At 47.5% G+C, this 21,108-nt stretch carries 20 protein-coding genes; 7 read left to right on the top strand and 13 right to left on the bottom strand.

From position 1 onward, the window contains the following. Positions 1-208: 208 nt before the first annotated feature. From rpoD to rpsU, 4 genes are all read right to left on the bottom strand, one after another. On the bottom strand, positions 209-2,041 hold the full coding sequence (gene rpoD / locus Q1A41_RS12965) for an RNA polymerase sigma factor RpoD (RefSeq protein WP_299979630.1): 1,833 nt from the start codon (positions 2,039-2,041) through the stop codon (positions 209-211). Positions 2,042-2,181: 140 nt separating this feature from the next. Next, entirely contained in the window at positions 2,182-4,191 is a 2,010-nt protein-coding gene (dnaG, locus tag Q1A41_RS12960) for a DNA primase (RefSeq protein WP_299979627.1), read from the bottom strand. Between the two features lie 35 nt (positions 4,192-4,226). Continuing rightward, a complete protein-coding gene (locus Q1A41_RS12955; protein WP_299979625.1) occupies positions 4,227-4,673 on the bottom strand; it encodes a GatB/YqeY domain-containing protein in 447 nt (148 codons plus the stop codon). A 220-nt stretch (positions 4,674-4,893) separates the two neighbouring features. Beyond that, entirely contained in the window at positions 4,894-5,109 is a 216-nt protein-coding gene (gene rpsU, locus Q1A41_RS12950) for a 30S ribosomal protein S21 (protein ID WP_166849292.1), read from the bottom strand. 285 nt (positions 5,110-5,394) lie between these two features. Between rpsU and tsaD the strand changes: the two genes are divergently transcribed. From tsaD to folK, 3 genes are read left to right on the top strand one after another with little or no spacing between them, the layout of a single operon-like run. Next, positions 5,395-6,435: a tRNA (adenosine(37)-N6)-threonylcarbamoyltransferase complex transferase subunit TsaD gene (gene tsaD / locus Q1A41_RS12945; RefSeq protein WP_299979621.1), complete on the top strand. Its 1,041-nt coding sequence runs from the start codon at positions 5,395-5,397 to the stop codon at positions 6,433-6,435. 5 nt (positions 6,436-6,440) lie between these two features. Continuing rightward, entirely contained in the window at positions 6,441-6,803 is a 363-nt protein-coding gene (gene folB, locus Q1A41_RS12940) for a dihydroneopterin aldolase (RefSeq protein ID WP_299979904.1), read from the top strand. After that, complete coding sequence (folK, locus tag Q1A41_RS12935) at positions 6,803-7,315, top strand: 2-amino-4-hydroxy-6-hydroxymethyldihydropteridine diphosphokinase (RefSeq protein WP_299979618.1); 513 nt, start codon at positions 6,803-6,805, stop codon at positions 7,313-7,315. Before folB ends, folK begins: the two co-directional genes overlap by 1 nt. A 22-nt stretch (positions 7,316-7,337) precedes the next feature. On the opposite strand, the gene Q1A41_RS12930 is transcribed toward folK, so the two are convergent. The 3 genes from Q1A41_RS12930 to Q1A41_RS12920 all read right to left on the bottom strand — a co-directional run bounded on the left by Q1A41_RS12930 (position 7,338) and on the right by Q1A41_RS12920 (position 10,372). Further along, positions 7,338-8,282, bottom strand: a complete 945-nt coding sequence (locus tag Q1A41_RS12930) for an alpha/beta hydrolase (protein ID WP_299979615.1) — start codon at positions 8,280-8,282, stop codon at positions 7,338-7,340. A gap of 126 nt (positions 8,283-8,408) precedes the next feature. Continuing rightward, positions 8,409-9,134, bottom strand: a complete 726-nt coding sequence (locus Q1A41_RS12925; protein ID WP_299979612.1) for a pteridine reductase — start codon at positions 9,132-9,134, stop codon at positions 8,409-8,411. Beyond that, positions 9,131-10,372 (bottom strand): multifunctional CCA addition/repair protein, encoded by a 1,242-nt coding sequence (locus tag Q1A41_RS12920; protein ID WP_299979609.1) that lies wholly within the window; start codon positions 10,370-10,372, stop codon positions 9,131-9,133. The genes Q1A41_RS12925 and Q1A41_RS12920 overlap by 4 nt, the downstream gene beginning before the upstream one ends. A gap of 394 nt (positions 10,373-10,766) precedes the next feature. Here Q1A41_RS12920 and Q1A41_RS12915 point away from each other — a divergent pair, with 394 nt between their 5' ends. Continuing rightward, positions 10,767-11,669 carry a DMT family transporter gene (locus Q1A41_RS12915; RefSeq protein WP_299979606.1) on the top strand — a complete coding sequence of 301 codons (903 nt, stop codon included), beginning with the start codon at positions 10,767-10,769 and terminating at the stop codon, positions 11,667-11,669. Between the two features lie 70 nt (positions 11,670-11,739). On the opposite strand, the gene Q1A41_RS12910 is transcribed toward Q1A41_RS12915, so the two are convergent. Continuing rightward, complete coding sequence (locus Q1A41_RS12910; protein WP_299979603.1) at positions 11,740-13,041, bottom strand: response regulator; 1,302 nt, start codon at positions 13,039-13,041, stop codon at positions 11,740-11,742. Positions 13,042-13,493: 452 nt separating this feature from the next. Between Q1A41_RS12910 and Q1A41_RS12905 the strand changes: the two genes are divergently transcribed. From Q1A41_RS12905 to Q1A41_RS12895, 3 genes are all read left to right on the top strand, one after another. Then, complete coding sequence (locus Q1A41_RS12905) at positions 13,494-14,093, top strand: response regulator (RefSeq protein WP_299979597.1); 600 nt, start codon at positions 13,494-13,496, stop codon at positions 14,091-14,093. A gap of 164 nt (positions 14,094-14,257) precedes the next feature. Continuing rightward, complete coding sequence (galE, locus tag Q1A41_RS12900; protein ID WP_299979594.1) at positions 14,258-15,274, top strand: UDP-glucose 4-epimerase GalE; 1,017 nt, start codon at positions 14,258-14,260, stop codon at positions 15,272-15,274. A 131-nt stretch (positions 15,275-15,405) separates the two neighbouring features. Further along, the gene (locus tag Q1A41_RS12895) at positions 15,406-16,773 is read left to right on the top strand and encodes a UDP-glucose/GDP-mannose dehydrogenase family protein (RefSeq protein WP_299979591.1); all 1,368 of its coding nucleotides are present in this window, start codon (positions 15,406-15,408) and stop codon (positions 16,771-16,773) included. Here Q1A41_RS12895 and Q1A41_RS12890 read toward each other — a convergent pair. From Q1A41_RS12890 to Q1A41_RS12870, 5 genes are read right to left on the bottom strand one after another with little or no spacing between them, the layout of a single operon-like run. Next, a complete protein-coding gene (locus tag Q1A41_RS12890) occupies positions 16,770-17,582 on the bottom strand; it encodes a symmetrical bis(5'-nucleosyl)-tetraphosphatase (protein ID WP_299979588.1) in 813 nt (270 codons plus the stop codon). The genes Q1A41_RS12895 and Q1A41_RS12890 overlap by 4 nt on opposite strands. Positions 17,583-17,589: 7 nt before the next feature. Next, positions 17,590-17,958: a Co2+/Mg2+ efflux protein ApaG gene (gene apaG, locus Q1A41_RS12885; RefSeq protein ID WP_299979585.1), complete on the bottom strand. Its 369-nt coding sequence runs from the start codon at positions 17,956-17,958 to the stop codon at positions 17,590-17,592. Positions 17,959-17,973: 15 nt separating this feature from the next. Further along, complete coding sequence (gene rsmA, locus Q1A41_RS12880; protein WP_299979582.1) at positions 17,974-18,774, bottom strand: 16S rRNA (adenine(1518)-N(6)/adenine(1519)-N(6))-dimethyltransferase RsmA; 801 nt, start codon at positions 18,772-18,774, stop codon at positions 17,974-17,976. A 40-nt stretch (positions 18,775-18,814) separates the two neighbouring features. After that, positions 18,815-19,792: a 4-hydroxythreonine-4-phosphate dehydrogenase PdxA gene (pdxA, locus tag Q1A41_RS12875; RefSeq protein WP_299979580.1), complete on the bottom strand. Its 978-nt coding sequence runs from the start codon at positions 19,790-19,792 to the stop codon at positions 18,815-18,817. Between the two features lie 8 nt (positions 19,793-19,800). Next, entirely contained in the window at positions 19,801-21,108 is a 1,308-nt protein-coding gene (locus tag Q1A41_RS12870; RefSeq protein ID WP_299979577.1) for a peptidylprolyl isomerase, read from the bottom strand.

The raw sequence follows: 21,108 nt of genomic DNA, 5'->3' as shown, positions 1-21,108 counted from the left end.
GCATAGGTTTCGATGATTCGAATTGCGTTGCGACCAAGGGATTATGGCATTAAGCGTTAGGCTGGAAAACCACTCATGGGAAATGCGGATAGGAATTCGGACTTTGTTCGCAATGTTGACTGGATGGCGTTCAGGGAATGACTGTAGCAGAAGGCAGAATCAAAAAAGGCGACTAAATAGTCGCCTTTATAAGTGTTTCTAGATGAGGTTACTCATCCAAAAAGCTACGCAAATGATCTGAGCGTGAAGGGTGACGCAGCTTGCGCAATGCCTTAGCTTCGATCTGACGGATACGCTCACGGGTTACGTCGAACTGCTTGCCCACTTCCTCAAGGGTGTGGTCGGTGTTCATATCGATACCAAAGCGCATGCGTAGTACTTTCGATTCACGCGCGGTAAGGCCGCCCAATACATCGCGAGTTGCTTCGGTAAGGCCTTCGCCTGTAGCCGACTCCACTGGAGAGGTAATGGTGTGATCTTCAATAAAGTCGCCAAGATGTGAATCTTCATCGTCACCGATTGGGGTTTCCATGGAGATTGGCTCTTTAGCGATCTTCAATACCTTGCGGATCTTATCCTCAGGCATGTCCATACGTTCGCCCAGCTCTTCCGGGGTAGGCTCGCGGCCCATTTCTTGAAGCATTTGACGAGATACGCGGTTAAGCTTGTTGATCGTCTCAATCATATGCACTGGGATACGAATAGTACGGGCCTGATCCGCAATAGAGCGGGTAATGGCCTGTCGGATCCACCAGGTCGCATAGGTAGAGAATTTGTAACCACGGCGGTATTCAAACTTATCCACCGCCTTCATTAGGCCGATATTACCTTCTTGGATAAGATCCAAGAATTGCAGGCCGCGGTTGGTATACTTTTTGGCAATAGAGATAACCAAGCGCAAGTTAGCCTCAACCATCTCTTTTTTGGCGCGACGAGCACGAGCTTCACCGATCGACATACGACGGTTAATCTCTTTAATGTCTGCCAGTGCCAAATTGCTGTTTTCTTCAATTTGGGCCAATTTGCGTTGCGCACGCTGAATATCAGGGAGATAACGCTTCAGAGCTTCTGAATAGTCACGCTTCTTCTTGATAACCTCGGTAATCCAATCATCATTAATTTCATTGCCTGGAAATTCTTTGATAAAGGTTTTACGTGGCATTCTGGCTTTACGAACGACGCGATCCATGATTAGGCGCTCTTGCTGACGAACCTGATTTAGGGTGTCGCGAATGTCGTTGTATAGTGGGTCGAACTGACGCGGGGGCAGCTTAAAGAACTTAAAGATTTCGCCTAGGGCAGCTTGCTCTTTAGCAGCTTGCTTGCTGCCTGCGCCGTGCTTCTCAAGAGCTTTAACGGTTTTCTTGAGTTGGGCTTCCAGTTTACCAAAACGCTCTTTGGCTTCTTCTGGATCAATACCGTTGTTGTTGTCTTCTTCGTCGTCGTCGCTATCGTCGTCAGAGTTTCCTGCCATGGCTTCGGCAGCCTGAGCTTGAGCTAGGGCAGAAGGTACATCATCAGCGGGGTCTAGCCAGCCAGAAATAACGTCTGGAAGGCGACGCTCTTCTTTATCGATCAGCTTGTATTCATTGATTAGGTTTTCAACGGAGCCAGGCCAGTAAGACATGGCTTGCATTAGCTCGCGAACACCCTCTTCAATGCGCTTGGCGATAGAGATCTCGCCTTCACGGGTTAGTAGCTCTACAGTACCCATTTCGCGCATATACATGCGCACAGGGTCAGTGGTACGACCGGCTTCGGTTTCAACCGCTGCCAAGGCAGCCGCGGCTTCGGCGGCGGCGATCTCATCGGCAGAAGAATCACCATCGGTCATGAGGATCTCATCGGCATCGGGTGCAGTTTCATACACCTTGATACCCATGTCATTGATCATCTGGATGATGTCTTCAACCTGATCTGGGTCAGAAATGTCCTCGGGAAGGTGATCATTGACCTCTGCGTAAGTAAGGTAGCCTTGCTCCTTACCGCGGGCAATAAGTTCCTTAATGCGGGACTGTTGCTGTTGGGCGTTATCGCTCATTCGTGACCTATAAGTTATGCTGGCGAGATAAACAAGAGATTATAGCGCATAAATAAGGGCTTATTCTAGAAAATCAAGCCTGCGTACTGCTTTTATTTACTTGGATGCTATAGCCTCTGTGGGGTTATGGCTCAGAGCCGCTAATGACTTTGCTGAATGAGTTGCCTAAAAAGGGCTTTTTCCTCATCGCTAAGCTCATTGAATGTTTTACTTTTCAGTTCTTGAAGTTTGCTGCGGTGGGACTTTTTCTGCTGTTGGCGCTGTAATTTCTCTTCGCAAGCTTTGAGTTCGGCATTGTCATCAAAGTTTCCTTCTCGCATTGCTGCAGCCAGTACAGGGGTGCTCTGTTCGGCAATGCTTTTAAGTTTTTGCCACTCCTGTTGGCCGTAGCTCGCTAGCCAGTGGCCTGAGAGCTGGTTGACATTAAAGTGGGGGCGGCTGTGTAAGCAGCGTGCGAGCCTGAGTAGAAGTTGGCTGTCGTTGTCTTTAAATTGCCCGAATAGCTCAATGTCGCTCAGCTCCTTAGCAAGCTCAGGGCGGCTCATGAGTAGACCTATAAGCAGGCGCTGGGGGCTTAACTTATTGTCGTGCTGCTCAGTAGGTGTGGCTCTGAAGCTGTTTTCGCTAGAGGGGGGCGGGCCGGCTTGGTATTCAGCGGGTTGATAGCTATCGCTTGGCCCTTCGTCATGTTGAATGGCCATTGACTCATAGCCTTGCCAGGGGTCAGCTTCGCCGCTATCTGCGGCTGTAATGGCTTGTTCATCAGCGTTTGTGCTCTCTTTGGGAGCTGGCGGCAGATGCTCGGCTGGTTTTGGCTCTGCCTTAAAGTCGGGCAGGGGGTGGTCGATTAGCTCTAGAAGGGTGTCTAGGCTAAGTTCGGTACGGCGGGCTAGGTGTTTAAACATTAGCTCGCGGTATACGCCTTTAGGTAGCAGATTAAGCATGGGGGCGGCGCGCTTGCTGAGCAGGGCCTTGCCGCCCATGGTATTGGCATCAACATCTTCACACAGGCTATCAAATAGAAAATCTTCTAAGGGACTGGCGGTTTCTTCAATGCGCTGCAAAAACTTATCTTTGCCAAACTGGCGAACATAGGTATCTGGGTCTTGGCCGTCTTCTAAAAATAGAAATTTAATCTGCCGGCCGTCGTTCATAACGGGTAAGGAGTTGCTGAGTGCGCGTTTGGCGGCGTTGCGGCCGGCATCGTCGCCATCAAAGCAAAATATAATTTCCTGGGTGTGTTTGAAGGCTAGGTTTAGGTGGGCTTCACCACAGGCGGTGCCTAAGGTGGCAACTGCATAGTTGATGTCGAATTGCGCCAGTGCCACCACATCCATATAGCCTTCAACGACTAGCAGTTTCTGAATTTGCGAGTTTGCTTGGCGGGCTTCCCAAAGGCCGTATAGCTCTTCCCCCTTATGGAATACTGGGGTCTCTGGGGAGTTTAAGTATTTGGGTTTTTCATCCCCAAGTACGCGGCCACCAAAGCCAATAACACGACCGCGTCGATCGCGTATTGGAAACATGATGCGATCACGAAAGCGGTCGTAGTAACTGTTCTTATCCTTGTTGTGGATAAGCATGCCGCCTTCTTCAAGGCGCTTCAGCTTGTGCTTGTTGTCTGCCAGTTGCTGTTTTAAGTTTTCCCAGCCAGGTGGGGCGAAGCCAATGCCAAAGTTCTTGCAAATGGCGCCACTTAATCCGCGAGACTTAAGATAATTAATGGCTTGGTTTTTATGGCTGTGCTGGCGTAGCTGCAGCTGGTAGTGCTCGTCGGCTTGCTCGAGAAGTTTTAGGATCTCTTGTCGCTGTTTTTCTTTTTCTTGCTGGGCCGGCGAAATATTTTGTTTTTCTCGAGGTACTTCGACACCGGCTAATTTTGCTAGCTCGTCAACGGCGGCTGGAAAATCTAAATGCTCGTATTCCATAATGAAACCCATGGCGTTGCCAGAGGCTCCGCAGCCGAAGCAGTAGTAAAACTGTTTATCAGGGCTTACGGTAAAACTCGGGGTTTTTTCTTCATGGAAAGGGCAGCAAGCGCTGTAATTTTTGCCGGTCTTTTTTAGTTTTACACGGTGATCTACCACATCGACAATGTCGATACGGTCGAGGAGATCATCAAGAAAACTCTGGGGTATGCGGCCGCTCATAAGCTTAGTTTAGCGAGCGGCCGTGCTGGGCACAATTAGGCAAGTTTAGCTTTCACTAGCTGGCTAACAATACCCATGTCGCCGCGACCTTGAACCTGTGGCTTCACTAAAGCCATTACTTTGCCCATGTCACGGGCAGATTCGGCGCCACTGCTGGCGATAGCTTCATCAATAATCGTGGCTACTTCTTCTTCGCTCAAAGCGGCTGGTAGAAACTCTTGGATAATAGTGCTTTCAGTTTCTTCCTGCTCGGCTAGGTCGATGCGGTCAGCATCGCGAAACTGCTGGGCTGAGTCTTTACGCTGTTTGAGCATCTTGTCTAGAACAACCAAAACGCGAGCATCATCAATCTCAATGCGCTCGTCTACCTCGATACGCTTAAACTCGGCTTGAACCATTCGAAGTACACCTAGGCGAGGCTTGTCTTTGGCCCGCATAGCGTCCTTCACGGCGGATGCGATGGTTTTTTTCAACTCAGACATGGCAGTTCCTTAGCTGGTTTTTAAATGTGGTCTTGATTATAGAGGCTCTTGTAAGCTTCTTGGTTTACGTAGGGCCAAACGCGCAAGCCCAGCTCGAGGCTGGGCTTAGATACACTCGCTCAAGTGGGCTTGAGCTGGTCTGCGCTAACCTGTGGGCAGGTTAGTAGTACTAATTTAGCCTTGGCTCTAAAACTTGGAGTTTAGAGCCAAGAGGTCAAAATTAGTACAGACGCTGAAACTTGCGAGATTCGCGCTGAACCTTCTTGGCGTGACGCTTAACAGCGGCAGCAGCCTTACGCTTACGAACGCTGGTTGGCTTCTCGTAGAATTCACGACGACGTACTTCGGCAAGTACACCAGCTTTTTCACAAGAGCGCTTGAAGCGACGCAGAGCGATATCAAATGGTTCGTTTTCTTTCAGCTTAACAGCAGGCATTGTTGATTGTACCTTTATTCGTGTATCTGTTTAATGTGGTGTGTTCTTGAGCTGGACAATCGCTTTGGCGATCCAAGCATAGGAATCACACCGTTCCAAGGGGCGCAAATTCTATACAGTCTTGGCATCACGCGCAAGCTTTTGTGTGCTATGTGGTTCTAATGGCGCTAATTTTCATCAATATATAGGGCTGCAGCGCCTATACAGACGCTAATTTGCTGGTAAGCATGGTGTAAGCTGTTATTATGCCGAGCTTTTATTTGATCCCCTCGAAAGGCTATAAAGATGCGAGTTTTAGGTGTCGAAACCTCCTGTGATGAGACTGGTGTGGCTGTTTATGACAGTGTGCAAGGGCTTCTGGCACACAGGCTCTATTCACAGGTCGCGGTGCACTCTGAGTACGGTGGTGTGGTGCCTGAATTGGCTTCAAGGGACCATGTAAGAAAGCTATTGCCTTTGATTGATGAGGTTTTTGCAGCGGCAAATACCCAAAGCACAGATATTGATGCTATTGCCTATACCTCTGGCCCAGGTTTGGTAGGGGCATTGATGGTTGGAGCCTGCGCTGGGCGCGCTTTGGCCTATGCCTGGGGCTGCAAAGCTCTTGGTGTGCACCATATGGAGGGGCATTTGCTGGCGCCAATGCTAGAAGATAATCCGCCAGAGTTTCCTTTTGTGGCGCTACTGGTGTCTGGTGGACATACCCAGTTGGTTAGAGTCGATGGGATTGGCCAATACCGAATGTTGGGGGAGTCGCTGGATGATGCTGCCGGAGAGGCTTTCGATAAGGCCGCTAAAATGTTGGATTTGGATTATCCTGGCGGCCCTCAAATTGCCAATCTGGCCGAGCAAGGTAAGCCGGGGCGCTTTAAATTCCCACGTCCAATGACGGATCGACCGGGTTTAGATTTCAGCTTTAGTGGTTTAAAAACCTTCACTTTAAACACGGTTGCCGAACATAAGTTGGAAAATGGGCTGCCAGATGAGCAGACTTGTGCTGATATCGCCTATGCATTTGAAGATGCCGTCGTAGCGACCTTGGTGATTAAGTGTCGTCGTGCGCTAGAGCAAGAAGAATTAAAAACCTTAGTTATAGCAGGTGGGGTTTCTGCAAATAAGCGTTTGCGTGCCGAGTTAGAAGCTAAGCTTGCCAAAATAGGTGCTGGGGTATTTTACGCGCGCCATGAATTCTGTACCGACAATGGAGCGATGATTGCTTACGCTGGTTGTCAGCGCTTAATGGCTGGACAAGAACAGGAGCTTGCTGTGAAGGTTCAGCCACGTTGGGATTTGGAAAGCTTAGAAGATATCAGTAAAACGGCGTGACAATGATGGATACAGTATTTATTGAAGGTCTAGCTGTTGATGCCACTATTGGTGTTTTTGATTGGGAGCGCCGAATTAAGCAGCGTCTACTGATCGATTTGGAAATGGCCTGGGATATAAAAGCAGCAGCAAAGTCAGATCGGCTTGAACATACCTTGGATTATAAAGCTGTTTCTGATCGCGTGGCTGAACTCGTTGCGAGTAGTCAATATGAATTGATTGAATCGTTAGCTGAAGAAATTGCAGCGATGCTACGCAATGAGTTTTCAATTAATTGGTTACGGCTGCGGTTAAGCAAGCCAGGTGCCGTTGTGGCAGCAAAAAATGTCGGTTTGTTGATAGAGCGCGGTCAGCGCGGAGATGTCTGATGGCGCGAGTATTCTTAAGTTTGGGAAGTAATGAAGATAGGGAATTTCATATTCGTTCCTGCTTGGATGCGCTGGACAGTCACTTTCAAGTTGTCAGTGTTTCCTCGGTCTATGAAAGTGAGGCTGTGGGTTTCACGGGTGAGCCTTTTTACAATATGGTAGTGGAAATCGATACCGATTTAGCGCTTGGCCCACTTAACAACAGTTTGAAGAAGATTGAAGATGAGCACGGTCGTCGCCGTGATGTCCCCAAGTTCAGTGGCCGAACTCTTGATGTTGATATATTGCTTTACGATCAGCTGGTGGGAATTTCTGAAGGAATCGAGCTGCCGCGTGAAGAGATAACTCAGAACGCTTTTGTGCTTTTGCCGCTAGCAGAGATAGCCGGTGATGAGCTTCACCCGGTATTGAAATTAAGTTACGCCCAGCTGTGGAGCGCTTATGATAAGGCTCAAAAGCTCTGGGCGATCGATTTTCAGTGGCAGGGGCAATCAATCTCCAAAGCCCCTTAAGCTATTTGGCTGTTATTACTTTTTATTTTCCAGCGATTGTTTGTAAAAACTGCTGATAATGCCGAGCGGTTTTTTTAGGGCGTTCTAGCATTGGTAGGTGGCCAGTGTCTTCCATGATAATGGTGGTAGATTGCTTTAAGCCCTGGCTGAAAATGCTCGCTGAGGACATATCGATAATTCGATCGCTATCTCCCCATATAATTAAGCTAGGAATGGTGATTTGATCCAGCTTGTCATCCAGTTCTATGGGCTTGGCCAGTAAATCCCGAGCAACTTTTTCGTTGAAAGCTCTTTGTAGTAGGGCTTTTTCAGTAAGGTAATCTTTGGCAATCTGAGGCATGGCAGGCGGGTGATTGAAGGCTAGCTCAAATAGTCGATCTAAGTCTTCTGTGTTTTCAAGCAGCAAAATATTCCGCCCTTCGGCCCAGGCTAGGCTGCGTGGGCTTGGCTTTGGCTCCCTAACGCCAGCGCTGTTTAGTAGGCCTAAGCTCAAAACTTTGTCGGAATGTTCGAGGCTGTAAGTCGCGGCAAGCATGCCGCCCATAGAGTTGCCTAGAATATGAAAGCGGGGCAATTTTAGAGCGTCCACGAAGGCTTGAAGGCGTTCGACTTGGCTAGCAATATCATAGCTTTGATTTTGTAGTCGGCTACTGTCACCAAATCCTGGCAAGTCAGGCGCTATGATGCGGTAGCGATCACTGAATTGAGCAGCAAAGCGCACCCAGTTATCTTTATTGGCCGCATAGCCATGTAGCATTAACAAAACTGGGGCGTTGTTAGGACCGCCGCTTAAGTAATGAATATTATGCTTGGCGATAGTTATTTGTTTGAGCTCGAGCCCAGCTTGTTTGCGTTCATGGCTGATGCCCGCCTCAACAAGGGTTGCAGGACTGAGAAAGTAAATCGCCGAGTAAGAGGCAATGGCAAGGGTAAGTAGGCCCAGAAAAAAATAGAGCAGCGTGCGCATATTGGTATCCAGCTTCTTGTTCTTGGTGGTTTCGCTGTGTCGCCATTAAGGCGCGCAAATAATAACCTGAATATTGTTTAAGCTCTAGCTCTTGCGGCGATTATGGGCTGTTATCACTCTACAAGTTTACATATTTAAGCTGCGGCCACCATCAATAGCAAGGATTTGCCCTGTGCTGTAAGGAGCTTGCTCTGCCAGATACCAAGCGCTTTGGCAGATCGCTTGTTCATTTCCCAGCTTTTGTAAGGGAACTTTTGCTAAAATTTCACTGTTTTCAGCCTCTCCATCTGGCCAAAGAATCGCCCCGGGCGCGATACCGTTAACTCGAACATTAGGGGCCAGTTCTAGTGCTAGGGTTTTGGTTAGCATCACATTGGCGGCTTTTGCCATATTGTAGATAATGTGACCTCGCATGGGTTTGTCAGCGTGAATATCTGCAAAATTGATAATGGCGCCATTGTTTTGCGCGAGTGATTCGGCCAGCGCTTGACTCAAAAACAATGGTGCTTTCATATTGCTGCCCACCAGGTCATTCCAGCTCTGTTCGTCGCAATCTTCAATTGGAGTAGGGTAAAAGCTACTCGCATTATTGATCAATAGATCAATGCCTTGCCATCTCTCAATGGCTTGTTGGGCTAGCTGTTTTATTTCCGATAGCTCGTTGAGGTTCGCTTGAATGCAATGGCAGGAGTCAGCGCGTTTTTGGTTTAATTCTTGTGCTAAGTCTTGCGCCGCTTGCCGGGAGTGGCGATAGTGTAGAACAACACGGTAACCACCTTGGTGAAAGTGTCGACATAAGGCGGCTCCGATGCGTTTGGCCCCGCCGCTGATTAATACTACTGATGCTCTCAAGGTCTGTGTCCTGTCGATTTCTGAAATTGATCCAATGCCTTAATGCGTTGTTGCTCCAATTGTAGGCCTATTTCACTGCCGCTGTGGCCTTGGGCGATAATATCTTTGGCATTAATTCGGCAGGCGACTTGATAGGCCTGTTCGAGATGCTTTTTTTGAGGGTAGGGCTTGCTTTCAAAGCCGCTTCGACCCCTACTATCCGCCTCGCTACCTATCAAGAAATCTTCCAGTGCTTGTGGGTTGCGATAGGCATCAAGCTGTTTAAACAGTTTGGCAATCGTTTTACCACGCAGCTCAAAGGCGCGATGCGCATGAGTGTGGAACTCGGCGAGATGAAGCGCGCAACGTAAATGAGCTTTAGGAATGCGTAAGCGTTCACACAGTTGTTTAATGATAGGCAGGCTTCTTTGTTCATGGCCATGGTGGCGAGGCAGTATGTTGGCTGGCGTAGTTGCTTTGCCCAGGTCATGTAGCACGGCCGCTAGCCGTACTCTGGTTTCTGGGCTTAGGCTACAGGCTTGCTCCAAAACCATAAGGCTGTGGATTCCGGTATCTATTTCTGGATGGAATTCTGCACGTTGAGGCACGCCGAAAAGTGCTTCCAGCTCGGGCAGAATAATCTTTAATGCTCCGCATTCAAGTAAGCAATTAAAGTAGCTTGCAGGGCTTATCTCACAGAGAGCTTTTTCGGTTTCTTTCCACACACGCTCGGCGACAAGGTGTTCAACTTCCCCGGCGGCAACCATCGATCGCATGAGAGCCATGGTTTCTGGCGCTACGCTGAACCCTAAATGCTGATAGCGGGCCAGAAAGCGCGCCAATCTTAAAATACGCAGGGGGTCTTCTGCAAAAGCAGCTGAAACATGCCGGAGTATTTTATTTTGGATATCCCTCTGCCCGTTATATGGATCAATAATGTCGCCGTTAGCCGATTTAGCAATAGCATTAATCGTTAGATCCCGGCGACTAAGGTCTTCTTCGAGGCTGACATTTTCGGTGTCGACGCTAAAGCCACCGTAACCATGGCCAGTCTTTCTCTCAGTTCGCGCAAGAGCATATTCCTCTTTGCTTTGTGGGTGTAAAAATACGGGGAAGTCTTTACCAACTTGCTGGTATCCTTCGCTAAGCATTTTATTTAAGTCACTTGAAGTAGCCCCTACAATGACCCAATCCCTTTCCACAAAGGGATAGTTCATGAGTTCATCTCGTACAGCGCCGCCGACTAAATAACATTCCATAAATTTCGTGCTTGACCTTGATCGAATCTTGTTCGACACTGTATAGGATTTAGCATTAGTCGGCCAGCGCCACTCAATGAATCTGTTTAGCTATTTAGAGAGTAGTTAAAGATTAGTTCGAGATTAGCTTTGGGCGATAATATTTGTCTGCGGGCTCCTAAGTGTAAGGAGCCGCTTTTGTTTTATGAGTACTAAAATGAACCGTTCTCTTGCCATGCATATTTCGCGAAAGCTGACTTGCTCTGCTGTCTATCAGTGGACCAAGCCATGTGCCGCGCGTGGCGAATTAAGGCGATCCATTTAATCCATATTTAAAGTATTGAGTTAAAAGGGCCGCCAGTAGAGCGGCCTTTTTTGTGCCTCTCTGCTTAAGGCCCGTTAAGGGAGGTTTTTTGTGAAAATACCATTGGTGTTTGCAATGGTCGTGCTTTTGTGGGGAAGCACACCGTTGGGGATTAGATTAAGTAATGAAAGTTTCAGCTTTACTGAAGCCGTTATGTTGCGCATGGGAATTGCTCTGCCCTTGGCGCTCGGGCTCTTGTGGTGGCAAGGGAAATCATTGATCCAGGAGCGCTCTGATCTCAAGGTGTTTGCTGCCGCTGCAATGGGAATATTTCCGGCCTTACCATTGGTTTATTGGGCTGCGCAATATATATCGAGTGGCCTGATTTCCGTCCTGTTTGGTTTGACTCCGTTTCTAACGGGCTTGATGACTTTGTTGATTCTAAGGGTCAATCCTTTTGATTGGCAGAAAATCTTAGGTTTGCTTTTGGCGTTGCTCGGTTTGATTATCATTTTTCAAGGGCAGTTAATGTTCGGGCCTTCTGCCATTAAGGGGATTTTAGCTGTCTTGTTGTCCTCGCTTATATTTGCCTTAAGCAGTGTTTGTTTGCAGCGTTTTGCCTCCAATATTGAACCTATGAGACAAACAGCAGGTGCATTATTACTATCATTTCCAGCTTTGTTTTTGATGTGGTTAATTACCGACGGCCGTATATCTACGGACATTAGCTGGCGTTCTGGTGGGGCGGTATTGTACCTGGCTGTTTGTGGGTCTTTGCTGGGTTTTCCAGCCTACTTTTATTTATTAAAACACATGAGCGCGGCCACGATATCCTTGAATACTTTGATTACTCCAGCGGTGGCATTGTTTTTAGGGGCTTTGATTTTAAATGAGAGCTTGCAAGCCAGTTTATTGATTGGTGCGTCGGTGATTTTGTTGAGCTTGGCGTTTTACCAGGGGCTGCTGGGGCGTTTGTTACGCTCATTAATGTCTTTGCGTCAACGTCGTAGTTAAAACAAATCGTGAGAGCTAATGGCTGAGGCAGTTTTGTTGCTGTAGTTTGGCGGGCATGAATTGGTTGCGGCTAACTGTGAAAGCCCAAGTTGTTGCTCTCTTGGCTCAGTTCATGTTCAACCGGCAAGCTGACGGTAAACTGACTGCCCCGGCCTGGTTGGCTTTGCATTGTGATTAGGCCGCCGTGCCCGGAGGCAATGTTATAGCAGATAGAAAGCCCGAGGCCTGTTCCAGTGCCAACGGGCTTGGTGGTAAAAAATGGATCGAAGATTCGATTGGCAATCGCCTCTTCGATGCCGCTGCCATCATCTGTTATGCAGATGTCTACGCTAGCTTGATTGTTATTGAGCGATTGCCGGCTTAGGCTTGTTGTTATGATGATTTGCCCATGATCATCAATAGCCTGTTCGGCGTTGACTAAAAGGTTAATTAGGATTTGGCTTATTTGTGAGCCTATGCAATATACCTTGGGTAAGTCTCTTTGGTAGCGCTTTTGCACTTCCACTTTATATTTGAGTTGGTTGGCCACAATATTAAGGCTGCTTTCCAAAAGATCATGAATATTATGATGCAGCCACTCTTGTTGTTCTGGGTGCGAGTAGCCTTTGAGGTCGGTAACAATTTGTTTGATTTGATTGGTACCATTGAGTGAGTCGTGAATGATTTGCCCAACATCGTCACGTAGGTAGTCAATATCAAATTTTTCATAGATCTCTTGCGCTCGTTTTTTGAACTTTTCATCACTGCTCGTTTTACCGAGTTCTTTGCTGGCCTTTAGGTATTGCTGGAAGTCCTGCAGATAATCACTAAGGGTCATTAAGTTAGAGTGGATATAGCCCACTGGGTTGTTAATTTCATGGGCCACACCAGCAGCCAACTGTCCCAAGGAGGCCATTTTGTCAGCATGTATGAGTTGTTTTTGGGCTTGTTCCAAGCGGTAGCTGGCATTGGTAAGCTCTTTAGTTCGCCTAATGACCAGTTGTTCAAGGTGAATTTCACGGCTGCGCAAGGCTAAATGTGTTTTTACGCGGGCAATAAGTTCGTCGCGGTGATAGGGGGTGGTTACATAGTCGGCTGCTCCGCCTTTTAATGCTTTGCTGATTATTGCGGGGTCTTTATCAGCAGAAACGACAATAATGGTGGGAGGGCTATCTAAATCTAGGTTTGGGATCTCAGTTAGCAGCTCAAAGCCTGAAATGCCCGGCATATTGAGATCTAGCAATAGGAGATCAACAGTATGACTCTGAAGAATATCTAAGCACTGATTGCCGTTGCTCGCTTCATAAAGGCGCGTGTATTCTTGATTTAAAATGCTGCGCAATAGCTGGCGATTAACAGGGTTATCGTCCACAAAGAGAATTGAATTGCTCATATCTTGGGCGCAGAATCCTATTGCTTACTTCTTTGATTAATAGAGTAGCATGCTTGAGCAAAGATGAGGACTGTTGGGGGCGATAAGAGGGGGAGGGGAAAAAAGCGCCCCCAATTACATCTAGGGGGCTAAGGGTCTTAGGGTGTTCTTTGGGATTAGGTGCTGGCCCTAGTTCGACGCTATCAGTAAAGTTGATATCGCTAGTTAGGGAATCAATGTGCACCTCTTCGCAACAACTCTATTATCGGTCTAAGATGTCTTACCTGTCAAACCTGACATTTAGTACATTTTGGTATCGATTTCACAAAAAATAGTATAAAAAGTCATTTCAGACAGCTGGGAATATGAACTAGGCTGAAATTGGGATGTTTCTGCTAAGGTGTTATTGTGCATCTGCTCAGAATTTGGCACTTAAAGCCACGTTTTTGGATTTGATACGAGAATGACTTTATATGGATAAAACCCGAGTACTCACCACAGGGGAAGCGGCCAAGTATTGCGGGGTGAATTTTAGGACCGTCATTCGCTGGATTGAGCGGGGCCGCTTGAAAGCCTATAAGCTCCCCGGCAGAGGGGATCACCGAATTCAGGTTGATGACTTCGTTGATTTTTTACAAAGCAACGATATGCCGGTTCCAGAAGAGTTGCGTCCACTACCTGCTTCCAACAAAGTCCTGGTAGTTGAAGATCAGCTTGAAATGGCGTCGGCGATGCGTCGGGTATTACGTCGTGCGGGCTATGACGTCGAGGTCGCAGCAGATGGTTTTGCTGCCGGACTGATGTTGGCGCAGCACCAACCTTCCGTGGTGACATTGGACATTAAGATGCCGGGCATGGATGGTTATGAGGTTTTAAAGACTATGCGTGAGCAGGCGGTATACAAAGAGACAAAGGTGTTGGTAGTGTCTGCCGAAACGGCCGCTGGAATGCAAAAAGCACTAGAGTTTGGTGCCAATGATATTTTGTCCAAGCCTTTTGATAATAACGAGTTGCTAGATAAAGTAGCCGCGCTGATAAGCGCGCCTACAACAGCCAATGCTGCTATGGTGTAGCAGCGCTTTGATTGCAGTAGCTACTTGTCCTCTAGGGCTCTTTTCTGAGCTCTAGATTCTTGCTTATTCACATTAAGCTAAAACTTCCCCTTGGATTGAGCGCTAGTGTTTGCCCGCAAGCTATCTATGACATAATGTGGCCTTTTTAAATCTGGGGGAAGGAAATGGATATTCTGGTAACCGGTGGTGCAGGTTATATTGGCAGTCATGCTGTTATTGAGCTGCATGAAGCAGGCTTTAATCCTGTCATCGTTGATAATCTTAGTAATAGCAAAAATGAAGCGCTGCAGCGTGTTAATGACCTGTGTTCTAAAAAATTCGATTTTTATCGCGTTGATGTACAGGATAAGCTGGCTTTGTCAGAAGTATTTGCGAAGCATAAATTTGCAGCCGTAATTCACTTTGCTGGCTTAAAAGCTGTTGGCGAGTCATGTGAGCAGCCCCTCAATTATTATCAGAATAATGTCTCCGGAACAATGGTGTTGCTAGAGTTGATGGAACAGCAAGGGGTGCATAATTTTATATTTAGCTCTTCGGCGACGGTTTATGGCGACCCAGATACGGTGCCGATCAATGAGTCGGCACCGACACGCACCACCAATCCTTATGGAGCGAGTAAGCTGATGGTTGAGGATATTAGCCGAGACTTATGTCGCGCACCGAAAAATCCATTCAAAGTTTGCTTATTGCGATATTTCAATCCAATTGGTGCTCATCACTCAGGAAGAATCGGTGAAGATCCAAATGGCATTCCCAATAATTTATTACCTTACGTCTCACAAGTTGCGGTGGGTAAATTGAAGCGTCTGCAAGTTTTTGGGGATGATTACGATACTGTCGATGGCACAGGTGTCAGGGATTATATCCATGTTGTCGACCTAGCAAAGGGTCATGTTCGCGCTTTGCAATATATTTTGGAAAAGCCAGCTGACTGCTACACATTTAACTTGGGTACGGGTAATGGTTACTCTGTGATTGAGATCGTTAATGCTTTTGAGAGGGCATCAGGTAAAACGATTCCTTATGATATTGCACCAAGACGTGCAGGTGACATTGCCGCATGTTTCGCTGATGCAAGTCTAGCCAAGGTTGAACTTAACTGGCAGGCCGAATACTCCATTGAGAGAATGGTTAGTGATGCTTGGCGTTGGCAGTCGAATAACCCTAATGGTTATGAATAGATTAGGCCTGTAAAAAAATCGTCGTATTTTTGCCATCTGCTTGTCAATAAAGCGCAACTAATCTGACACACCCCAAGCGCAAACTGGCGCTATCTAAGGCTAAATAGTGCGCTTGTGCCAGGGGTGGTGGAATGAAGATTACAGTATTTGGTAGTGGCTATGTTGGTTTGGTAAGCAGTGCCTGCCTGTCTCAGGCCGGCCACCAAGTGTTGTGCATGGATATCAATCGGCAGCGTATTGATGAGCTTTCCAAAGGCATTAACCCCATTTATGAACCTGGTTTAGATGAGCTTCTTAAAAACGGTTTAGCTGATGCCAGCTTGGCCTTTACTAGTGATGTCAAGGCGGCGGTAGAGCATGCTGAGGTGCTATTTATCGCAGTGGGAACACCACCGGATGAAGACGGCTCAGCAGATGTTCGGCATGTGATCAATGTGGCTCGTGATATCGGTCGCCACATGCAGAAAAATAGTATTGTCGTCAATAAATCTACAGTCCCTGTTGGTACCGCCGAGCAAGTGCATGCAGCAATTTCAGAAGAGCTAGCGTTTCGCGATATTCGTTTAGATTTTGATGTGCTTTCCAATCCTGAATTTCTAAAAGAAGGCGCGGCAATTGAAGACTTTATGAAGCCTGATCGGATCGTCATTGGTACCCACAAGGAGTCGAGTGCAGAACTCATGCGGCGTTTGTATAGCGCTTTTAACCGGAATCATGATCGAGTAATGGTCATGAGTACACGTTCTGCTGAGTTAACAAAGTATGCTGCCAATGCCATGCTTGCCACTAAAATTAGCTTCATGAACGAAATGGCGGGTATTGCGGAGCGTGTCGGTGCGGATATAGAGCAAGTGCGTCAGGGAATAGGTTCGGACCCACGTATTGGTTACCATTTTATTTACCCTGGCTGCGGTTATGGTGGCTCTTGCTTTCCTAAGGATGTAAAAGCGCTAGCGGCTACAGCGCGACAATGTGGCCAAAACGCTAGCCTGTTGTCAGCAGTGGAAAGTATTAATCTAGAGCAAAAACAATGGCTGTTTAAGCGTTTAAGTGATCACTTTAATGGTGACTTACGGGGGCGGAGAATTGCCTTGTGGGGACTGGCTTTTAAGCCGCGTACTGATGATATGCGGGAGGCGCCAGCTCTAGAGTTGATGGATTCCTTATTTGACGCAGGTGCCGAGGTGCAGGCTTACGACCCTCAGGCTATGGATGAGTGTCAGCGCATTTTAGGCGAACGTGATGATCTAATGCTGGTGGGCACCAAGGAAATGGCGCTCAAAAATGCCGATGCTTTGGTGATATGCACTGAATGGAAAAACTTTTGGTCGCCAAACTTTGAGCAAATAAAGCATTTGCTTAAGGAGGCTCTAATTGTCGATGGGCGTAATCTTTTTGACCCTATGACAATGGCTAATGAAGGCTTTCACTACTACTCGGTGGGGCGACCAAGTTTTCAGCCAAGCAGGGAAGTACCTATGCTGTCTGTTGCTAGCTAATCGCAGGAGCAGCTATACCGGGTTTGATCTTCTAAACACATTACCGTTAGATTGCCGCCCCAGACGCAGCCGGTATCTAGAGCAAAAACATGATCAGCGTCTGCGTAGCCTTGTAATGCAGCCCAGTGTCCAAATACAATTTTATCTGCGCCTGCTTTGCGATTTTTTAGCTTATACCAGGGTTTAAAGCCTTTTGGTGCTGATTCAGGGCCTGATTTGGCTTGAAACTCCAGTTGGCCGTCGGCGTCACAGAAGCGCATGCGAGTAAAGTAATTGGTGATAATGCGCAAGCGATCATTGCCGCTTAAAGATTTATTCCACTGTCTGGGCTCGCTGCCAAACATATGCAGTAAAAAATCTTGATAACGATCATCGTCTTTTAGTACGGCTTCCACTTCCGCTGAACGACGCAGGGCTTTTTTTATTGACCATTGCGGAGGGATGCCGGCGTGAACCATAGTGAAAGCAAGATCGGGGTCGTGATGAACAAGCTTTTGTTGGCGCAGCCAATAACAAAGCTCATCACAATCTGGCGCTCGTAAAATCTCTTCGACAGTGTCGCCATCTCGCATCGCATGAAAGCCTTCGGCGATAGCAAGAAAGCTTAAATCATGATTGCCTAGTACGATGACGGCGCTATCACCAAGCTTGCGGATGAAGCGTAAAGTTTCTAGCGACTGCGGGCCTCGGTTGATTAAATCGCCGGCGACCCACAACTTGTCTATTGTGGGGTCAAAGTCTATTTGCTCTAGTAGGTTCAATAATGGTGTCAAACAGCCTTGGATATCACCGACAGCGTATGTGGCCATGTTTGCCTCAGTGCAGTGCGTTTGGAGGAAGAAGGGCAAAGGTGGCAATGTCGGCCTCAAATTGTGAGCCGTCATCACGTTTCATTGTGTAACTGCCTTCCATCGTGCCGGTGGGGGTCTCAATAATAACGCCGCTGCTATAGCTAAATGATTCGCCAGGCTCAAGGCGTGGTTGCTCGCCAACAACACCGATGCCGCGAACCTCTTGTAGTTGTTCGTTTTCGTCGAGTATGCGCCAGTGGCGGCTTAGCAGTTGAGCTGCCTGCTGCCCATGATTGGTGATGCGAATAGTGTAGGAGAATACGTAACGCGGCTCTTCCGGCTTGGATTGCTCGGCAATATAAATCGGCTTGGTCTGGATTTCAATTTCTGTCATGTTTGGATTCAATATTTAAATTTTAACGCCAAGATCTAATAGCTCGTCGCTAAGAGCGACAAATTGTTCGACGCTTAGATTTTCAGCACGTACGGAAATGTCGGTCTTTAAAGCATCTAACTGCTCGCTGTTGGCAAGTTGCTTTAGGCCATTTCGTAAAGTTTTACGACGTTGCTGAAAGGCAACGTTCACCACGCGCTCTAAGAGTTTGACGTCCTTAGCGGGGTAGGGCAGTTCTTGAAAAGGCCTGAGTCTAACAATCGCCGAATCTACTTTCGGTTGAGGCTGAAAACACTCAGGAGGTACCAAGAAAAGATTCTCAACTTGGCAGTAGTACTGCACCATAATTCCTAAGCGGCCGTAGGATTTTTGCCCAGGTACCGCGGCCATTCTTTCCACCACTTCCTTTTGTAGCATGAAGTGCATATCTTGCACTTTGCCATGATAGCTTAATAGGTGAAAGATTAGTGGTGTTGAAATGTTATAAGGCAGATTGCCGACAATTCTGAGCGGCTTGTCCTCTGCCAAGCTGGCAAAATCAAACTTTAGAGCGTCAGCTTGGTGAATTTTAAAGTCCTTAAATACTGCAAACTGGGCCAGCAGAATAGGGATTAAATCCCGGTCAAGTTCAACTACATTGAGTTTTGGGCATGCCTCTAACAAGAGAGCGGTGATCGCCCCTTTACCTGGACCGATTTCGACAATATTGTCATCTTCACGTGGCGCAATTGAGCTAACAATTCTTTGAATAATACCTGGGTCGCTTAGAAAGTTTTGACCAAAGCGCTTTCGGGCTTTATGGGAAAAAGGGTCCACAGTTTTATGCCTTATCTCTTTGCGCCTATATTATGGCGCGTTAAATTCTAGCTTGGCTCATGTGGCAGGCGTATTGGATGGCGGTAGCTAGGCTGCCGGTATCCGCTTTGCCACTAGCAGCTAAGTCGATGGCGGTGCCATGATCCACTGATGTGCGGATGATAGGTAGGCCTAAGGTGATGTTCGCTGCTTGTCCAAAACCCTTAAATTTTAACACAGGCAGGCCCTGATCGTGATACATGGCCAGGACCGCATCGGCATTATCTAGGTATTTGGGGGTGAAAAGAGTATCAGCAGGCAGTGGGCCAATTAGATCGGCCTGTAGATCTAAAGATTTTAAAACTGGTTCTATTAGCTCTATTTCCTCGCGTCCCATATGACCACCTTCGCCAGCGTGTGGGTTTAGGCCACAGATTAGGACGCGTGGCTTGGCTAGACCGAAATCAGTTTGTAAATCGTTCACCAGAATTTCAATAACTCGGCTAAGGCTGTCTTTGGTGATGGATGCTGCTACGTCTTTGAGCGGCAGATGCGTAGTGGCGAGGGCGACCTTAAGTCCTTCAGTGGCTAACATCATGACCACCTTATCGACCTTGCATTTGTCTTGCAGGTATTCTGTGTGGCCACTAAAGCGAATGCCGGCGTCGTTTATATTGCCCTTATGTACTGGGCCGGTAACCATGGCATCAAAGATCTTGTTACGGCAGCCATCGATCGCGCTATCTAAACACTGCAGGACGTAATTAGCATTAGAGGGATCTAGCTTTCCTGCGCTGGGGTTTGGGCAGTCTTGGGGTAGATAGAATAGCTGAGTTGCTTGATTAGCTGAGAACGAGGCTTCAGGGTCAAAGAGCTCAAGCTTGAGCTCTAGATTCAAATCTGCCGCCCGAGCTTGCAAAAGCTTAGGGCACGCTATGGCAATTAATTGTTGCTGCTGCGCTTGCTGGATAAATTGCAGGAGTAAATCCGGGCCAATGCCTGCGGGCTCGCCCGGAGTAATAGCAATACGCTTGCTCATTTTAGCGTTTAGTTGGCAGCAATCTTGTTAATTTTGAGCTCCACATAGGCTTCATCGCGAATCTCTTGTAGCCAATTGGGTAGCTCTTCCTCAAAGCGGCGCTTGCGAATAATATTGGCAGCCTGATTGCGGATAACGGTGTCGGTAAAATCCTGCTGGCGACGTTCATCCACTTTAAGGATATGCCAGCCAAATTGACTGCGAAATGGTTCAGAAACCTTACCCACTTCAATATCGTTCATGGTGGCTTCAAACTCAGGCACAAACTGACCAGGGGTGGACCAGCCGAGGTCACCACCGCTTAACATTGAGCCTATATCTTCGGAGTGGTTTTTTGCTAATTCATTGAAGTCCGCACCCGCTTCAAGTTCTTCACGAATATGGGTGATTTTTTCAAAAGCTTCTTTATCGCTCAAAATTGTAGAAGGTTTTACCAAAATGTGGCGAACTTTAGATTGCTCGACGATGGTTTCTTCGCCACCGCGTTGATTGTAAAGTTTTAGAATATGAAATCCTGCATCACTGCGAATAGGTTCACTTACTTCGCCTTTTTTCATATTAGGTACGGCTTCGGCCAGCAAGCTTGGCAGCTGTGAGGTTTTTCTCCAGCCTAAATCACCCCCTTGCAGTGCCATCTGTCCGTTCGAATTAGCGATGGCCAGCTCTTTAAAGTTGGCGCCGTCGTTCAATCGCTGAGAGAGACTTTCAGCTTTGGTTTTGGCGTCATCAACGGTTTCTTCATCAGCACCAGCGCTTAGGCCGATAAGAATGTGCCCGAGCTGATAATCTGGAGAAATCCAGAACTTACCTTCTTGGGATTCTAGGAAATTATCAATCTCTTGGTCGCTGACATTAATACGACGATTAACACTGCCTTTTTGCACTCGATTGATCAGCATTTCACGGCGCAGGCGTTCTTTAAACTGCGCCATGCTCATGCCGTCGCTCCAAAGCTGTTGTTGGAACTGTTCCATGTTCAAGCCGCCGCTTGCTGCCATACGGCCCATGGCTTGATTGATTTCTTGATCGCTAATGTCTACTCCGGCGCGCTGCCCCATTTGAAGCTGTAAACGCTCTCGAATTAAATGTTCCAAGACTTGGTCGCGCAACACGTCTTGTGGAGGTAGTTCAGTATTTTGCGATTCTAAGCGCTTGCTAATCATTGCCATTTGCTGCTGCAGCTCAGAGGCCATAACGACATCGTTATCGACAATGGCTACTACTTTATCAAGCGCAATAGTTTGGGCGAAGGCACCTGCGCTAAGGCTTAAGCCTAGGCCTGCTATCAATGACTTTACGGTTTTATTGCTGATCAT

The organism is uncultured Pseudoteredinibacter sp., from assembly GCF_947502065.1.
In the GTDB taxonomy this organism is placed as follows: Bacteria; Pseudomonadota; Gammaproteobacteria; order Pseudomonadales; family Cellvibrionaceae; genus Pseudoteredinibacter.
Note: the sequence above shows the minus strand (reverse complement) of the source record. Positions and strands in the feature narration are given on the sequence as shown.